We start from the raw sequence: 16,402 nt of genomic DNA, 5'->3' as shown, positions 1-16,402 counted from the left end.
CTTTACTTCGTCGCCGCCGTCGCATTCTGCGCGGCGGGCGACGCCGGCCTGTTGTCCAGCATTTCGGCCGCTTGGTTCAGCGCGCGCGCTTCGCTGGCCGACACCCCGCCTACGCCGTCGCCCGATGCGCCTTCTCCACAAGCCGCGAGCGCCAGCGGCAATGCGATAGTCAGAAGAAATCCTGCGCGCATATCGTCTCGTTCCTCACCAATTCACGGACCGCTATAACAAAAAAAGAGCCACCCCGTTGCCGAGGTGACTCTTTTTTTCCGTCATCCGTTACCGGACGACTGCGAATTACATCGCGTTCGAAGCGTTTACCGCGTTCGTGACGTTTGCTGCTGCGTTGGTCGCGTTCTCAGCCGCATTCATGGCGTTCTCGGCTGCGTTGGTCGCGTTTTCAACAGCTACGTTTTCAGCAGCGTTGTTGGTCGTGTTTTCAGCGCCACCGGAGCAAGCGGCAAGACCGAGCGAAGCGGCAAGAACGAGCGACAAAGAAATAGACTTGGACATGGGCAAACCCCTCTAAAGAAAAAACCGTGCAGACCCGCTAAATGGTAAAGCTCACCCCCCGAAGCCTGCAATCGCGATATCTACTGCCTTGGCGATAGTAACGCAATCCCTATCCTGCACTGCACAATATAATCGCGCTGCACCCCGCTGCCAAAGGCTTCGAGGCTGCGGGATTACGGATTGACGTATATAAAGAAAACTTTATATAGACGTTTTATGGCACTTTTGGACCTTTTTCACGCATTGGGTGACTCGACTCGCCTGCGTATCGTGCATTTGTTGCGCGCGATGGAGCTTGCCGTGGGGGAAATCGCGCAAGTTGTCGGGCAAAGCCAGCCGCGCGTTTCACGCCACGTCCGCATCTTGGTGGAGGCGGGGCTGGTCGAGCGGCGGAAGGAAGGAAACTGGGTGTTTCTCGCGCTCAATCGAGCGGAAAGCCTCGCTCCGCTTTTCGACCTGTTCGATGCCGTATCCTATTCCGATAGCGAAACTTTGTGGCAGGCTGCCGATCTCGCGCGTTTGGCCGCCGTCCGTAACGACCGGGCGCGCGCTGCCGACGAATATTTTGCGCAACACGCTGACGAGTGGGACGCGATACGGTCGCTGCACATTGCGGAGGATGAGGTCGAAGCGGCGATGCAAGCTATGCTGGCGGACCGCACGATAGGCCATCTGGTCGATATCGGCACCGGCACGGGCCGGATGATCCAGCTTTTCGGTCCCGATGCAGCGCAAGTAACGGCCATCGATCGCAGCCCGGACATGCTCCGTCTGGCCCGCGCGAAGCTGCCGGATGATGCCGCCGACAAATATCGCCTCCTCATGGGCGACTTTACTGCGCTTCCGTTGGAGAATGGCGCCGCCGACACGGTGATTTTTCATCAGGTGCTGCATTATGCGCAGGCACCCGAAACCGTCATTGCAGAAGCGGCGCGCGTTCTGGGTAGGGATGGCCGTTTGCTCATCGCCGATTTCGCCCCGCATCAGCGCGAGGAACTGCGCCTTCGCGATCAGCACGCGCGACTTGGCTTTTCCGATGCGCAGATGCAGGGCTGGTTTGCGGCGGCAGGTATAGAGATGGAATCGGAATGCACACTGCCCGGCGGGGAACTTACGGTAAAATTATGGTTGGGGCGCAGGCGCACGGCGAAAGTCGTGTCTATCGACCAGCGCGCTCTGGAAGGACGGACGGCATGACATTCTCGCTGGCTCAAATGGAAGAGGCGCGCCTCGCGCTCGACGTGCCGCTCTTCGCGGACCTGTCGGGCGACGCACAGGTGAGTTTTGAATTCTTCCCGCCCAAAAGCGAGAAGATGGAACAGCAATTGTGGAGCAGCATCGAGACGCTGGCGCCGCTTGGGCCGCGTTTCGTGTCGGTGACCTATGGCGCAGGCGGCTCCACGCGGGAACGTACCCACGCTACCGTTGCTCGTATTGCCAAGGAAACCGGCCTGTCTGCCGCCGCGCATCTGACTTGCGTCGGTGCGAGCAAGGATGAAATCGCGGAAGTCGCCGACGCCTATTGGCAGGCAGGCGTACGCCACATCGTCGCGCTGCGGGGCGATCCGCCGGTCGAGGGGCAAGCTTTTGCGCCCCATCCGCAAGGCTATGCCAGTGCTGCCGATCTCGTGTCGGGCCTCAAGAAATTGCATCCCTTCGACATTTCGGTCGCTGCTTATCCCGAAACGCATCCTGATGCGATCGATGCGCAAAGCGACCTCGACAACCTCAAGCGTAAGATCGACGCAGGCGCGAACCGCGCCATCAGTCAGTTCTTCTTTTCCGCCGACGCCTATTTCCGTTTCCGTGATGCTGCCGCGGCAGCGGGAATCGACGCAGAAATCGTTCCCGGAATCCTGCCTGTCTCCAACGTGCAGCAGACCCGCAAATTTGCGGCACTATGCGGCGCGGCTATTCCTGCATGGATGGACCGCCTGTTCGAAGGGCTGGACGACCACCCCGCCACCCGGCAACTTGTCGCCGCGACCATCGCGTCGGAACTGTGCCGGAAGCTGTATGCAGGCGGCGTGCGGCATTTCCATTTCTACACGCTCAACCGCGCGGAGCTCAGCTATGCGATCTGCCATCTGCTCGGATTGAGGCCCACAGCCGCCGCTGCTCCGAAAGAACTGGTAGCATGACCCCCTATGTCGTCGTTCCCGCGAAGGCGGGAACCCATCTCCCAACCTTGCATCTCTCGACAGCGCCGGAGATGGATTCCCCCCTTCGCGGGAACGACAATGTTACTGGATCGAGCACATTATCATGACCATCCGCGAAACATTCCTCGCCACCGCTCAGGAACGCATCCTGATGACGGACGGCGCATTCGGCACCGAAATCCAGAACTGGAAGCTCACCGAAGCGGATTATGCCGGCACGCTCGCTCTGGCGAAGGACCAGAAGGGCAATAACGACATCCTCGCCCTGACCAAGCCCGAAGTGCCCGAGAAGATCACGCAGGATTATCTCGACGCCGGGTCGGACATGGTCTCCACCAACACCTTCAGCGCGAACCGTATCAGTCAGGCCGATTACGCCGCTGAGCATCTGGTCGCGGAAATCAACATCGCCTCTGCGCAGATCGCCCGCCGCCTCGCCGATGCCGCCGCTGCAAAGGATGGCAAGCCCCGCTTCGTCGCGGGCGCCATCGGTCCCACGAACAAGACGCTGTCGCTTTCGCCAGACGTCAACGATCCGGGCTTCCGCGAAATCGACTTCGATGAACTGACCGCCGTTTATCGCGAACAGTGCGACGCGCTGATCGTCGGTGGCGTCGATTTCATCCTGATCGAAACCGTGTTCGACACGCTCAATGCCAAGGCCGGGATCATGGCCGCAATGCAGGCGGCCGAAGCTGCGGGCAAGGATGTGCCGATCATGCTCTCGATGACGCTCACCGACCTGTCGGGCCGCAACCTGTCGGGCCACACGGTCGAAGCCTTCTGGTACGCCGTGCGCCATGCCAAGCCCGTCACCATCGGCCTCAACTGCTCCTTCGGTGCCGAACAGCTTCGCCCGCATGTAAAGACGCTGTCGGCCATCTGCGACACGCTCATCATGGTTTATCCCAATGCGGGCCTGCCCAATGAACTGGGCGCCTATGACGAACTACCCGAAGAAACCGCCGCGCTGGTGCGTCAATGGGCGGTCGACGGGCAGGTGAACATCCTGGGCGGCTGTTGCGGCTCCACGCCTGCGCACATCGCCGCCATCGCGAAAGCCGTCGGCAACCTCCCACCCCGGACAATCCCCACGCCGCCAATCCGCACGGCGCTGGCCGGGTTGGAACCCATGTACATAGCCGCCTAACATATTCCCCTCCCACTTGTGGGAGGGGCTAGGGGAGGGCATGTGCGCTCCCAAAGAATTGACATTCCCTCCCCCGACCCCTCCCACAAGTGGGAGGGGAGTGAGAAACACATGAACCAGCCCACTACTGCCCAGTTCGTCAACATCGGTGAACGCACCAACGTCACCGGCTCTGCCAAGTTCAAGAAACTGATCATGGCGGGCGACTATACGGCGGCTATCGAGATCGCCCGGCAGCAGGTGGAAAGCGGCGCGCAGATCGTCGACGTCAACATGGACGAAGGTCTGCTCGACGCAGAGTTCGCGATGACGACGTTCCTCAAGCTGATCGCCGCCGAACCGGATATCGCGCGCGTGCCGCTGATGGTCGACAGCTCGAAATGGAGCGTCATCGAAGCAGGCCTCAAATGCGTCTCCGGCAAGCCCATCGTCAACTCGATCAGCATGAAGGAAGGCGTGGATGCGTTCCTCCATCATGCACGCCTCTGCATGGCCTATGGCGCAGCCGTCGTGGTCATGGCGTTCGACGAAGTCGGCCAGGCCGATACGCGCGAGCGCAAAGTCGAAATCTGCAGCCGTGCCTATGAATTGCTGATGGAAATAGGCTTCCCGCCCGAAGACATCATCTTCGATCCCAACATCTTCGCGGTCGCCACGGGGATCGAGGAGCACAACAACTACGGCGTCGACTTCATCGAAGCATGCAAGGAGATCAAGGCGCGCTGCCCGCATGCCCATATTTCAGGCGGGCTGTCGAACCTCTCTTTCAGTTTTCGCGGCAACGAACCTGTGCGCCGGGCGATGCATTCGATCTTCCTGTATCACGCGATCCCCGCGGGTATGGACATGGGCATCGTCAACGCGGGGCAACTCGACGTGTACGACACCATCGACCCGGAACTGCGCGAAGCCTGCGAAGACGTCATCCTCAACCGCCCGCAACGCAATCCTGACGTCACGCCCACAGAGCGCCTCGTCGATCTGGCCGAGAAATTTCGCGGCACCGATGCCGTTGCCGAAAAGGCCGTTGAGGAATGGCGTGGCTGGGCCGTGGAAAAGCGCCTCGAACATGCCTTGGTCAAGGGCATCGACATGTATGTGGTCGAAGATACAGAGGAATGCCGCCTCAAAACGGTAAAGCCCATCGAAGTCATCGAAGGCCCGTTGATGGACGGCATGAACGTTGTCGGCGACCTGTTCGGGTCGGGCAAGATGTTCCTGCCGCAGGTCGTGAAATCCGCGCGCGTCATGAAGAAGGCCGTCGCCCATCTGCTCCCTTATATCGAGGCCGCGAAGGAACCCGGCGCGAAGGGCAAGGGCAAGATCATCATGGCGACCGTAAAGGGCGACGTGCATGATATCGGCAAGAACATCGTCGGCGTGGTGCTGCAGTGCAATGGCTTCGATGTCGTCGATCTTGGCGTCATGGTGCCGTGGACGACGATCCTGCAGGCCGCGAATGAGAACAACGCGGACATGATCGGCCTGTCCGGTCTCATCACCCCATCGCTCGACGAAATGGTCACCGTCGCCGAGGAAATGAAGCGTCTGGGCATGACCATGCCGTTGCTGATCGGCGGCGCGACCACGTCGAAAGTCCACACGGCATTGCGTATCGCGCCGGCCTATGAAGGCCCGGTCGTCCACGTCCTCGATGCCAGCCGCGCCGTCGGCGTTGCTACAGCGCTCGTCAGCGAAACGCAGCGCGACGATTTCGTCGCGAAGGTCGCCGACGAATATGAACATGTCCGCATTGCCCGCGCGGGCAAGGGGCAAAGCGCGCTCATCAGCATTCAGGACGCCCGCGATAACGCCTTCGAAATCGACGAACGGCTGAAGCCACCCGCGCCGCTGAAACCCGGCATCCATGCGTTCCCAGACTGGGATCTGGCCGACCTGCGCGAGTATATCGACTGGACGCCGTTCTTCCGCGCGTGGGAGCTTGCGGGCAACTATCCCGCGATCCTGACCGACCCCGTCGTCGGCGAAAGCGCGAGCAGCCTGTTCGCCGATGCGCAGAAGATGCTCGACACCATCATCGCGGAAAAATGGCTGGTGGCAAAGGGTGTCGCCGCACTCTGGCCCTGCCGCCGCGAAGGCGATGACGTCATCATCCATGTCGAGGATGAAACGCACATCCGTATGCCGTTCCTCCGCCAGCAGATCGCCAAGCGGGAAGGGCGCGCCAACATGTGCCTTGCCGACTTCATCAGCCACGATGGCGACTGGATCGGCGGTTTCGCAGTGACGACAGGCCATGGCATCAACCCGCATCTGGCGCGGTTCAAGGCAGGCTATGACGATTATTCGGACATTCTGCTGAAAGCACTGGCCGACCGCCTCGCCGAAGCCTTTGCCGAGCGTCTGCACAAGCATGTCCGCACCGATCTGTGGGGCTATGCGGCGGGCGAGCAGCTCGATAACGAAGCTCTGGTTCGGGAACAATATCGCGGTATCCGCCCGGCTCCCGGCTACCCTGCGTGCCCGGACCACAGCCACAAACCGATCCTCTTCAAGATGCTGGACGCGGTCCACAACACCGGCATCACCCTGACCGACAGCTTCGCGATGCTGCCGACCGCCGCCGTCAGCGGTTTCTACTTCGGCCACCCCCAGTCGGAATATTTTGGCGTCGCCCGCGTGGGTCGCGATCAGCTTGAGGAATATGCCGAGCGGCGTGGTGTCGACATTGCCACGGCGGAACGCTGGCTGCGCCCCAATCTCGACTGATAGAATGATGGTTAAGCCGTTGGCGGCGTCATAGCCTCCTGCGCTATGGCGGCGGTCATGAAAATGCCCGCAATCGCTTTGACCGTCTTGGTCGCCCTCGGATCGACTGCCCTTGCGCAGCAACGCAGTGGCCCGTTCACGATAGCGGAAAGCGGCGCCGGATATGGCAGTCTGGCCGATGCGGTCAACGCTATCGGCGCAGGCACGGGTACCATCGTCATCGCCCCCGGCACCTACCGCGATTGCGCCGTTCAACTCGGCGGCACCATCACCTATCGCGCCGCAACACCCGGCACCGCCGTCTTCGATGGCGGCATCTGCGAGGAAAAGGCCGCTCTCGTCTTGCGTGGCCGCGCCGCCCGCGTCGAAGGCATCGTGTTCCAGAACATGCGCGTCCCCGATGGCAACGGCTCCGGCATCCGCCTCGAACAGGGCGACCTCGACGTCACCAACGCCATGTTCCGCAACAGTGAGGAAGGCATCCTCACCCATGACGATCCCGCCCACGCCATCCGCATCGACCAATCTACGTTCCAGCGCCTGGGCCGCTGCGACCGCGATTTAAGCTGCGCCCACAGCATCTATGTCGGCCATTACGGCAGCCTGACCGTAACCCGCTCCCGTTTCGAAGCGGGCAATGGCGGCCACTATGTCAAAAGCCGCGCCAACAGGGTGAAGATCGACGACAACAGCTTCGACGACAGTAAGGGCCGCCTCACCAACTACATGATCGACCTGTCCAACGGATCGGCAGGCGCGATCACCGGCAATGAAATGGTGCAGGGCAAGGACAAGGACAACTGGTCCGCCTTCATCACTGTCGCCCCGGAAGGCCGCGAGCGCGACTCCTCCGCCCTGTCAGTCAGCGGCAACAGCGCATCCTTCGCACCAGGCATCCAGCGCCAGAGCACCTTCGTCGCCAACTGGACCGATGATGCGGTACGCATCGGCCAGAACAAGCTGGCGGCCGGCGTGAAAATCACCGACCGCCGCTGACCTTACTTCGCCGCGCAGCTATCTGCCGCGCTGGCATCGATATCCAGGCACCGCCCATCGATCTCACCCTTGGGCACCGCAAGACCGATCTGCGCTGCCAATGTCGGCAGGATATCCACCGTCTCCACGCCCAGTGGCTGTTCGAACGGCACGATGCCCTTGCGCCAGAACAGGATCGGGACGCGGCGGTCATAATCCCACGGGCTGCCATGCGTCGCGACATAGCCCTTAGTCGGATCGGGGATCGGCGTAACCCGCGGCTTCAGCATCACAAGAAAATCGCCGGAGCGCGGCGCATAGAAACTCGCCCGCGCTTCCTGAATCAGCGACCAGCGTTCGGGCGGACCCGAAGGCGAAGGGGTGGCTGCGATCTGATCCTTGGTGAACACCACCTCGACCTGCGGATTGGCGCGGATCATCGCGAGCGCTTCGGCCTGCACCTTTGCGCGCTGTGCGGGCGTCAGCGTCTTCGACACATAGAAATCGCCCGCTGCGCCGTCGCCATACAGCACTTGCCCGGTCAGCCCCAGCTTGGCGCCGATCGCATCGCTTAGTGCTTTAGGGCCTAACGCCGCATCCACGCGCTGCGCATCGGGAATGCCATGCTCGCGATTACGCTCCGGCAGGTCATGCCCGCCATGGTCGGCGGTGAGCACCACTTCGTAATCCACGCCGCTCTTATCCAGCCGTTCAAAAAACGCGCCCAACTCACGGTCCACGGTCGCAAGCTGCAGGCACATTTCGGCGCCTTCGGTCCCGTAAGTATGCCCCACATAGTCGGTCGCCGACAGCCCGATGGAGATGATATCGGTCTGCGCCTGCTTGCCCAGCTCCATATTCTCGATCAGCGCAGCGGCAAGCACCAGCGTCGCTGCATCCTGCTCAGGCGATGCGCGAAACGCCTTGGTATCGCCAGCAATGCGCGCGAAATGTCCCGTGCCGACCGATTTGCCGCCGCCAATGCTAACCGCCACGTCCTTGGGCTTGCAGAAATCGGGCAGCTCCATCGCCGGACGGTCCTGCGCGACCAGTTTTGCGATGCCCGCATTCACCTGCGCCACCAGCGGCGTTTCGGCTACGCCTTTGTAGCTCACATAACTCTTGCCGCCCCACCACCAGATCTGGTCCGTGGTCGGCCCACCCATCATGATCGCCGCGCGATCCTTGCCCGCCACCGACACCACCCGCGTCGCCGGATTGGCCTTCTTCATCCGTCCGCCCAGCGTGGGCACCAGCAAATGCTTGGGCGAAGCGACATAATCGCCGCTGCTGCTACCCGGCTGTGTCTCGTCTTCCGCGCAATAGACAGCCTTGTCGTCGCGCGCGATCGACAGGTCGAAATAGGTATTGGCGATGATGCCCGTGCGCGAAGGGCGGCTGCCGGTCAGGATCGTGCTATGGCCGGGGCAGGTCTCGGTCGCGGCATGGCTTTGATAGCCGCGCGGGAACACGACGCCTTGCTCCATCCGCTTGAGACCGCCCGTGAAATGCTGGCGATATTCTTCGAACAGGTCGCCCGAAAACTGGTCCATCGAAATCGCGACGATCAGCTTTGGCGCAGAGGCGACCTCTTGCGCAGGTGCGGGCGCAGCCGCCAGAGCAAACGTCAGGACAGCAGTGGAAGCGAGAGTGAAACGGCGCAAAATGGAAACTCCTCGATCGATCGTGCCGAACCTAAACAGGGACAATGCCAAAGTCCCTTCTTTTATGCCCGTAACATCAGTAAAGCGCACTCAGTCGCGCCGGATGACAGGAGGATCGGCACCTGTCGCCACACCGCGTATGAAGGCTCCCATGCGAATCATTTATGTCCTGTTGATGACGCTGGCGACCTTATTCGTCACCATGCCTGTCGCTGCGCAAATCGGCGCGTTCGGGGGCAGCGAACCCAACATCGCTGCCAGGCTGGAGGCAGAGAGCGCAGCCCCCGCGCCGGGCAAACCGCTGACCATCGCCTTCGTCATGACGCCAAAACCGGGCTGGCACGGCTATTGGGAAAATCCCGGCGATGCAGGTATCGGCATGACCGTTAAATGGACGCTTCCGTCCGGTGTCACCGCTGGGCCGTTGCGCCATCCCGTACCCGAAACGCTGATCATCTCCGGCCTGATGAATTATGTATATGAGGGGCGTTATGCCATCCTCGTAACGTTGAATATTCCCGCGACCATGAAGCCGGGCGATCTGCTCCCGATCCGCGCGCGCGGCGACTGGCTCGCTTGCACCCGCGAAATCTGCGTACCCGGCGGCGGCGATCTGTCGCTCGACCTGCTGGTCGGCGACGGCAACATTGCCCCGGCCAGTCGCGCGGCGTTCGATGGCTATCGCGCCCGCCTGCCGCGCGCCTTGGGCAGCGAAGCGCGCTACGCGATCCAGAACGGCCAGTTCCGCCTCGCCATTCCCTATCCTGCAGCGTCCCCGATTGCCGACGCCTATTTCTTCCCGTCGAAGGATGGCGCGCTTGCCTATGCCAGCCCGCAAAAGGTCAGCCGTAATGGCGATACCGTCATCATCGAAGCCAAGGCCGCCGGAACATCCGCTCCCGCCACGGTCGAAGGGATATTGCGCACCGGCGATCATGTCGGCTTCGCGATCCGGGGCGCACCCGGCGCAGTGCCATCTGCCGGATCGCAAGCCTCCGGCAGCGGCGCCACCGCGATCCTCCTTGCGCTCGGTGGCGCTTTGCTTGGTGGCATCCTGCTCAATATCATGCCCTGCGTCTTCCCGATCCTCAGCCTGAAGGCATTGAGCTTAGCCAAGGCAGGTGGCGACCCCCGCGCGGCGCGGCGCGAAGCGGTGGCCTACGCACTGGGCGTCGTCGTGACGTGCCTTGCCTTGGGCGGCGCCTTGTTGGCGTTGAGGGCAGGGGGCGCATCGGTCGGCTGGGCGTTCCAGTTGCAGGACCCGCGCATCATCCTCGTCCTGCTGCTGCTTGTAACCGCCATCGCCTTCAACCTCGCCGGATTGTTCGAATTGCGCGCTATCGACGCGGGCGGCGCACTTGCAGGCAGAGGCGGAATACAGGGGAGCTTCTGGACCGGGGCACTTGTGGCTTTCGTCGCTACGCCCTGCACCGGACCGTTTATGGGGGCCGCGTTGGGCGCTGCGCTCGTCTTACCGCTTGGCGCGGCGCTAGCGATCTTTGCGGGGCTTGGCCTCGGTCTGGCGCTGCCGTTCCTTGCCATCGCCTTCATCCCCGCAATCCGCGCACGGATGCCCAAGCCCGGCCCGTGGATGAAGCGTTTTCAGCGCATCCTTTCCATCCCCATGTTCCTCACCGCGCTCGCGCTGGCATGGCTTCTGGGGCAGCAGGTCGGCACCGGCGGCATGACCATCGGCATAGCCGCAGCGATGGCCACCGCGCTGTTGCTCTGGTGGCTCGGCGGACGACAACGTGCTGGATCGGGTGGCGTCTGGATTGCGTCCGTTGCCCTTGCCGTGGTGCTGGCAGGTGCCATCGCTACGCTTCCCCGCACCGGCGAAGCACGCGAAGCCAAGACGGAAGGCAATGCCGTCGCCTTCGATGAAGCTCGCCTTGCGCAATTGCGGGCGCAGGGCAAGCCCGTGTTCCTCTACTTCACTGCCGACTGGTGCCTGACTTGCAAGGTCAACGAAAACGCCGCCATCGAGCGCGCCGAAGTCGCCGATGCCTTCACCAAAGCCGGGGTCGTCACCATGGTTGGCGACTGGACCAACAGCGATCCCACCATCGGACGCTTCCTTGAAGGGCAGGGCCGCTCCGGCGTCCCCCTCTATCTCTTCTACCCCGCAGGGAAGGAGGCGCAGACCTTGCCTCAGGTGCTGACCCCCAGCACTCTCACGGCTCTCGTCAACTGATGGCCAAGCAGCGCGCCGATCAGATGCTCGTCGACCGCGGGCTGGTAGAAAGCCGATCCCGCGCGCAGGCGTTGATCCTTGCGGGCATCGTCTTCACCGGCGACCGGAAAGTGGAAAAGGCCGGGCAGCAGTTACCCGAAGACGCCCCCCTCGACGTGCGCGGGCGTGACCATCCGTGGGTCTCGCGCGGTGGCATAAAGCTTGCCCATGCGCTCACCCATTTCGCGTGGGAGGTGACCGGCGCGGTCGCGATGGACGTGGGCAGCTCGACCGGCGGCTTTACCGATGTCCTTCTTACCAACGGCGCCACCCGCGTCTATGCGGTGGACAGCGGCACCAACCAGCTCGCCTGGAAAATCCGCAACGATCCTCGCGTTGTCGTCCACGAACAGACCAGCGCCCGTATCCTCACCCCTGCGCATATCCCCGAACCCATCGACCTGTTCGTCTGCGACGCCAGCTTCATCGCGCTGGCAAAGGTACTCGAACGCCCGCTGACTTTCGCATCCCCCGAAGCGCGTCTTGTCGCCCTTATCAAGCCGCAGTTCGAAGCGGGGCGGGAGGAAGTGGGGAAGGGCGGCGTCATCCGCGATCCTGCCATCCACCAGCGCGTTTGCGATGCTGCCGCCGCATGGATAGAGGGCGCTGGATGGCACCTCGTCGGCATCGTCCCCAGTCCGATCACGGGGCCGGAAGGGAATGTGGAATTTCTCATGGCGGCTTCCCGCACGTCGCCCGTTGTTACGGTAACGTGAGGCACCATAACCGAATGCCGTAGTTGTCTCGCAATAAGAAGGACGTATAGCCTCAACCCATGCGACATTTATCGGTTTCCTGCGCGGCGGTGCTCCTGCTTGCGGCCTGTGGTGGTACAGCGGAAAAGCCCAAGCGCCCGCCTTCGCTCGTCGAAGTGCAACCGGTCGCCGCTCAACCCTTCGCTGACACCATCGAAGCCGTCGGCTCGGCCATCGCCAATGAACAGGTCGTGCTGTCTTCCCCCGTTACCGAGCGGATCGTCACCCTGAACTATAGCGACGGCGGCTATATCCGGCGCGGCGAAGTCATCGCGCGCCTCGCCCAGTCGCAAGAAGTTGCCGAACTCGCAGGCGCACAGGCCCGCGCCCGCGAAGCCACGCAACAGCTCGACCGCATCAAGCAACTGCGCCAGCGCGGCTTTGCTACCGGCTCCAGCCTCGATCTGCAGACCGCCACCGCCAATGCTGCCGCCGCCACCGCCGAGCAAGTGCGCGCCGCAATTAGCGATCGCATCATCCGCGCGCCCTTTTCGGGTTATCTGGGCCTGCGCACTGTATCCCCCGGGGCAATCGTCGCGGCAGGCACCCCCATTGCCACGGTCAGTGACATTTCGCGCATAAAGCTCGACTTCAACGTCCCCGAAACGCAACTGACCGCGCTGTCGAAGGGCCAATCGCTCATCATCACCGCGTCGGCTTATCCCGGTCGCACCTTTACCGGCACCGTGGCGACCATCGACCCGGTCGTCGATCCCGCCACCCGCGCCGTTGCCGTCCGCGCCATCCTGCCCAACACGGACAGAGCCCTCAAGCCCGGCATGCTGCTCACGGTCAAGGTGCTGTCCCGCCAGCGTCAGGCGCTTTCCGTTCCCGAACTTGCCATCGTCGGCGAAGGGCAGGAGCAATATGTCTATGTCGCTGACGGAGGCAAAGCCAAGCGCATCAAGGTCACCACTGGCACACGGCAGGACGGGCGCGTGGAGATATTGAGCGGCCTTGCGCCGGGTCAAAAAGTCGTCACCGAAGGCGTCGTCAAACTTGCGGACGGTTCGCCCATCCGGCTGGCGGGGGAAAAGGGTAAATCCTCCGGTGCAGCGGGCGCCGGTGGCGTCGGCAAAGCACGCTAAGGGGCCGGCGGAGTGCAGCTTTCCGACATCTCGGTGCGTCGTCCGGTCTTCGCGGCGGTTGTCGCGGTCCTCCTCTGCATCGTTGGCGTGGTGGGCTATTTCAGCCTGTCTGTCCGCGAATATCCCGACACAGACCCACCCGTCGTATCGGTGCAGACGGCCTATACCGGCGCAGCGGCCTCCGTCATCGAAACCCGCATCACGCAGGTTATCGAGGACGCCATCGCCGGGGTGCAGGGCATCCAGACCATCACATCGGACTCTCGCGACGGCCAGTCGAACATCAACATCGAATTCGATCCGACCCGCGACATCGACTCCGCCGCCAATGACGTGCGCGATCGCGTGGGGTCAGTCACCGAAGATCTCCCGGAAGACATCATCGCCCCTGAAATCCGCAAGGTTGATGCAGACGCGCGCCCCGTCCTGATCTTCCTGTTCGGTCGCCCCGGCTGGTCGCAGGTACAGATCAGCGACTATGTGGATCGCAACATCGTCGACCGTTTTTCGGCGATCAATGGCGTCGCCCGCATCACGATTTTCGGCGAAGCCCGTCCTTCCACGCGCATATGGCTCAACCCGGAGCGTCTGACCGCATTCGGCCTGACCCCCGCAGATGTCGAAACGGCCCTGCGCACCCAGAATGTCGAACTGCCTGCCGGTCGCATCGAATCGAAAGATCAGAACCTCACCCTGCGCGTAGATCGCCCCTTTGCTACGCCCGCCCAGTTTGCGGGCCTGATCGTCGGGCGCGGTGCCAACGGCTATCAGGTGACGTTGGGCGATGTCGCCCGCATCGAAATGAGCGCGGAAAATCCTTACAGTTCGTTCCACGCCAATGGCGCCACCGGGCTGGGCGTAGGCCTCGTCCGCCAATCGGGTGCCAACACGCTGGAGGTCGCGGAACGCGCCAAGGCCGTGGCAGAGGAAATGCGCGCCACCTTGCCCCCCGGCATGACCTTCACAGTTGGTCTGGATGAATCGCAGTTCATCAGCCGCGCCATCGAAAATGTGTATCACACGCTGGCGGAAGCGGCGGCGCTCGTCATTCTGGTCATCTTCCTGTTTCTGGGCTCGATCCGCGCGACCATCATTCCCGCGGTCACCGTGCCGATCTGCCTGCTCGCTACCTGCGCGACGATGTGGCTGCTTGGGCTGTCGATCAACCTGTTGACGCTGCTAGCCTTCGTTCTCGCCATCGGATTGGTCGTCGATGACGCCATCGTGGTGCTCGAAAACGTCTACCACCGCATCGAACAGGGCGAAGACCCGCTCGTCGCGGCCTTCGTCGGCACGCGGCAGGTCGGCTTTGCGATCATCTCCACGACATTGGTCGTCTGCGCGGTGTTCGTGCCCGTCATGTTCCTTGCCGGTCAGACCGGGCTGTTGTTCCGCGAACTGGCGATCACCATGATCGCGGCCATCGCCTTCTCCGGCTTCATTTCCTTGAGCCTCGCACCGATGATGTGCTCCAAACTTTTGAAGCACAGTAAGCGCGGGCGGCTCGCGACATGGGTCGATGCCCGGTTCCAGTGGATCGAGACGCGCTACAGTCGGCTGGTGGACAGCGTCATCCGCAAGCCTTTGGTAGCGACCCTGTTAGTTGTCGGCTTTCTCTGTGCCAGCGGCGGGCTTTTCCTGACGCTCAGCACTGAACTCGCGCCCGCCGAAGACACGGGCGTTGTCGAAACCAACGTGTCAGCGGCTGAAGGCACCGGCTTTGACAAGATGGTCGGCTATATGGGGACGCTGGAGAAGCAACTGCTCCCGCTGCGCGACGAAGGCACCGTTGCGACCGTGCTCGTCCGCGCGCCCGGCGGCTTTGGGCAGAGCGACGATTTCAACGGCGGCGTAGCCAATATCTATCTGCGTCCGTGGGAACAACGGAGCGTTACCACAGCAGAACTCGCCAATCGGGTCACCAAAATCCTTGCCGAACAACCCGGTATCCGCGGCAATGCGCAGCCTCGCTCGGGTCTTAGCCGTGGGCGCGGACAGCCGGTCAATCTGGTGCTGGCAGGATCGACTTACGAAGGGCTGGTCGCTGCGCGCAACCGGATCGTGGCGGCGGCGGCATCCTATCCCGGCATCGTCAACATCGACAGCGATTACAAGGAAACGAAGCCGCAGATGCGGATCGTGGTGGATACCCGCCGCGCAGGCGATCTGGGCGTCTCGGTCAACGACGTCAGCCAGGCGCTGCAAACCATGCTCGGTTCCCGCCGTGTCTCCACCTATGTGGATCGGGGAGAAGAATATCGTGTTATCGTTCAGGCGGACCGCGATGGTCGCTCTAACACGGCTGACCTTTCCCGTGTCAATGTACGGGCGCGCGATGGTACTTTGGTGCCGCTGTCCTCCTTGGTAACGACCAATCAGGTCGCCGGTGCGCGTCAACTCAACCGTTACAACAAACTGCGCGCCATCACGCTCACGGGCGGCATCGCGCCCGGCTATTCACTCGGCGATGCGCTCAGCTTCCTTGAGACGCAGGCGATGCAATCGCCCGAAGTTGTCGCCATCGGCTATCGCGGCGAAAGCCAGTCGCTCCGCGAAACAGGCAGTTCGATCTGGCTCGTCTTCGCGCTCACCATCGTCCTCGTCTTCCTGCTGCTGGCCGCGCAGTTTGAAAGTTTCATTCATCCCGCCGTCATCATCGCAACTGTCCCGTTGGCGGTGGCAGGGGGCATCATCGGGTTGGCGCTGACTGGCGGATCGATCAATCTCTATAGTCAGATCGGCATCGTCATGCTTGTCGGTCTGGCCGCCAAGAACGGCATCCTGATCGTGGAGTTTGCCAACCAGTTGCGCGACGAAGGCCTGTCCGTGGCCGATGCCATTCGGCAGGCCGCAACCCGTCGCTTGCGCCCCATCCTCATGACTTCCATCGCGACCGTCATGGGAGCGGTGCCGTTGGTGCTGGCCAGCGGGGCAGGGGCAGGCGCGCGAGGCAGCATCGGTGTGGTCATCGTCTTTGGCGTATCCTTCGCCACCGCAATCACGCTGTTTCTCATACCTCTGCTCTATTCACGGGTTGCAGGGCGCACCGTTTCACCGCAAACCGTGTCGAGACGGCTGGATTCGGCTCTCAAGGATTCGCCTGTGCCGGATTCGCCGCATCCTGCCGAATGA

General features: G+C 62.4%; 12 protein-coding genes. 9 read left to right on the top strand and 3 right to left on the bottom strand.

The window, feature by feature from the left end; translation table 11 throughout:
* Positions 1 to 2: 2 nt before the first annotated feature.
* Together QMG56_RS03050 and QMG56_RS03045 are read right to left on the bottom strand one after the other, a co-directional pair.
* Positions 3 to 191 (bottom strand): hypothetical protein, encoded by a 189-nt coding sequence (locus tag QMG56_RS03050; RefSeq protein WP_230188111.1) that lies wholly within the window; start codon positions 189 to 191, stop codon positions 3 to 5.
* A gap of 106 nt (positions 192 to 297) precedes the next feature.
* Complete coding sequence (locus QMG56_RS03045; RefSeq protein WP_230188112.1) at positions 298 to 513, bottom strand: circumsporozoite protein; 216 nt, start codon at positions 511 to 513, stop codon at positions 298 to 300.
* 216 nt (positions 514 to 729) lie between these two features.
* On the opposite strand from QMG56_RS03045, the gene QMG56_RS03040 reads away from it, so the two are divergent.
* The 5 genes from QMG56_RS03040 (at position 730) to QMG56_RS03020 (ending at position 7,551) form a co-directional block, all read left to right on the top strand.
* Positions 730 to 1,710 carry a metalloregulator ArsR/SmtB family transcription factor gene (locus tag QMG56_RS03040; RefSeq protein ID WP_230188113.1) on the top strand — a complete coding sequence of 327 codons (981 nt, stop codon included), beginning with the start codon at positions 730 to 732 and terminating at the stop codon, positions 1,708 to 1,710.
* Positions 1,707 to 2,654, top strand: coding sequence for a methylenetetrahydrofolate reductase (metF, locus tag QMG56_RS03035; RefSeq protein WP_281821100.1), 948 nt, complete (start codon positions 1,707 to 1,709; stop codon positions 2,652 to 2,654). Before QMG56_RS03040 ends, metF begins: the two co-directional genes overlap by 4 nt.
* A gap of 124 nt (positions 2,655 to 2,778) precedes the next feature.
* Positions 2,779 to 3,825 (top strand): homocysteine S-methyltransferase family protein, encoded by a 1,047-nt coding sequence (locus QMG56_RS03030; protein ID WP_281821098.1) that lies wholly within the window; start codon positions 2,779 to 2,781, stop codon positions 3,823 to 3,825.
* A 111-nt stretch (positions 3,826 to 3,936) separates the two neighbouring features.
* Positions 3,937 to 6,555, top strand: coding sequence for a methionine synthase (gene metH / locus QMG56_RS03025; protein ID WP_281821096.1), 2,619 nt, complete (start codon positions 3,937 to 3,939; stop codon positions 6,553 to 6,555).
* A 57-nt stretch (positions 6,556 to 6,612) separates the two neighbouring features.
* Complete coding sequence (locus QMG56_RS03020) at positions 6,613 to 7,551, top strand: right-handed parallel beta-helix repeat-containing protein (protein ID WP_281821094.1); 939 nt, start codon at positions 6,613 to 6,615, stop codon at positions 7,549 to 7,551.
* A gap of 2 nt (positions 7,552 to 7,553) precedes the next feature.
* Here QMG56_RS03020 and QMG56_RS03015 read toward each other — a convergent pair whose 3' ends face one another.
* On the bottom strand, positions 7,554 to 9,083 hold the full coding sequence (locus QMG56_RS03015) for an alkaline phosphatase family protein (RefSeq protein WP_281821226.1): 1,530 nt from the start codon (positions 9,081 to 9,083) through the stop codon (positions 7,554 to 7,556).
* A gap of 262 nt (positions 9,084 to 9,345) precedes the next feature.
* On the opposite strand from QMG56_RS03015, the gene QMG56_RS03010 reads away from it, so the two are divergent.
* Genes QMG56_RS03010 through QMG56_RS02995 form a run of 4 tightly spaced genes read left to right on the top strand, consistent with a single transcriptional unit; the run spans position 9,346 to position 16,402 of the window.
* On the top strand, positions 9,346 to 11,388 hold the full coding sequence (locus QMG56_RS03010; protein ID WP_281821093.1) for a protein-disulfide reductase DsbD: 2,043 nt from the start codon (positions 9,346 to 9,348) through the stop codon (positions 11,386 to 11,388).
* The gene (locus QMG56_RS03005; protein ID WP_281821092.1) at positions 11,388 to 12,143 is read left to right on the top strand and encodes a TlyA family RNA methyltransferase; all 756 of its coding nucleotides are present in this window, start codon (positions 11,388 to 11,390) and stop codon (positions 12,141 to 12,143) included. Before QMG56_RS03010 ends, QMG56_RS03005 begins: the two co-directional genes overlap by 1 nt.
* A gap of 59 nt (positions 12,144 to 12,202) precedes the next feature.
* Positions 12,203 to 13,270 (top strand): efflux RND transporter periplasmic adaptor subunit, encoded by a 1,068-nt coding sequence (locus QMG56_RS03000; protein ID WP_281821090.1) that lies wholly within the window; start codon positions 12,203 to 12,205, stop codon positions 13,268 to 13,270.
* Between the two features lie 12 nt (positions 13,271 to 13,282).
* On the top strand, positions 13,283 to 16,402 hold the full coding sequence (locus tag QMG56_RS02995) for an efflux RND transporter permease subunit (protein WP_281821089.1): 3,120 nt from the start codon (positions 13,283 to 13,285) through the stop codon (positions 16,400 to 16,402).

It is taken from the genome of Sphingobium sp. BS19, from assembly GCF_027925545.1.
In the GTDB taxonomy this organism is placed as follows: domain Bacteria; phylum Pseudomonadota; class Alphaproteobacteria; order Sphingomonadales; family Sphingomonadaceae; genus Sphingobium.
The sequence above is the reverse complement of the archived record's forward strand: the minus strand, read 5'-3'. Positions and strand labels throughout refer to the sequence as shown.

What these genes read in the sequence shown, in the direction of transcription:
- QMG56_RS03050 (WP_230188111.1), bottom strand. Translation starts at nt 191, where the DNA reads ATGCGCGCAGGATTTCTTCTGACTATCGCATTGCCGCTGGCGCTCGCG.
- QMG56_RS03045 (WP_230188112.1), bottom strand. Translation starts at nt 513, where the DNA reads ATGTCCAAGTCTATTTCTTTGTCGCTCGTTCTTGCCGCTTCGCTCGGT.
- QMG56_RS03040 (WP_230188113.1), top strand. Translation starts at nt 730, where the DNA reads ATGGCACTTTTGGACCTTTTTCACGCATTGGGTGACTCGACTCGCCTG.
- metF (WP_281821100.1), top strand. Translation starts at nt 1,707, where the DNA reads ATGACATTCTCGCTGGCTCAAATGGAAGAGGCGCGCCTCGCGCTCGAC.
- QMG56_RS03030 (WP_281821098.1), top strand. Translation starts at nt 2,779, where the DNA reads ATGACCATCCGCGAAACATTCCTCGCCACCGCTCAGGAACGCATCCTG.
- metH (WP_281821096.1), top strand. Translation starts at nt 3,937, where the DNA reads ATGAACCAGCCCACTACTGCCCAGTTCGTCAACATCGGTGAACGCACC.
- QMG56_RS03020 (WP_281821094.1), top strand. Translation starts at nt 6,613, where the DNA reads ATGAAAATGCCCGCAATCGCTTTGACCGTCTTGGTCGCCCTCGGATCG.
- QMG56_RS03015 (WP_281821226.1), bottom strand. Translation starts at nt 9,083, where the DNA reads ATGGACCAGTTTTCGGGCGACCTGTTCGAAGAATATCGCCAGCATTTC.
- QMG56_RS03010 (WP_281821093.1), top strand. Translation starts at nt 9,346, where the DNA reads ATGCGAATCATTTATGTCCTGTTGATGACGCTGGCGACCTTATTCGTC.
- QMG56_RS03005 (WP_281821092.1), top strand. Translation starts at nt 11,388, where the DNA reads ATGGCCAAGCAGCGCGCCGATCAGATGCTCGTCGACCGCGGGCTGGTA.
- QMG56_RS03000 (WP_281821090.1), top strand. Translation starts at nt 12,203, where the DNA reads ATGCGACATTTATCGGTTTCCTGCGCGGCGGTGCTCCTGCTTGCGGCC.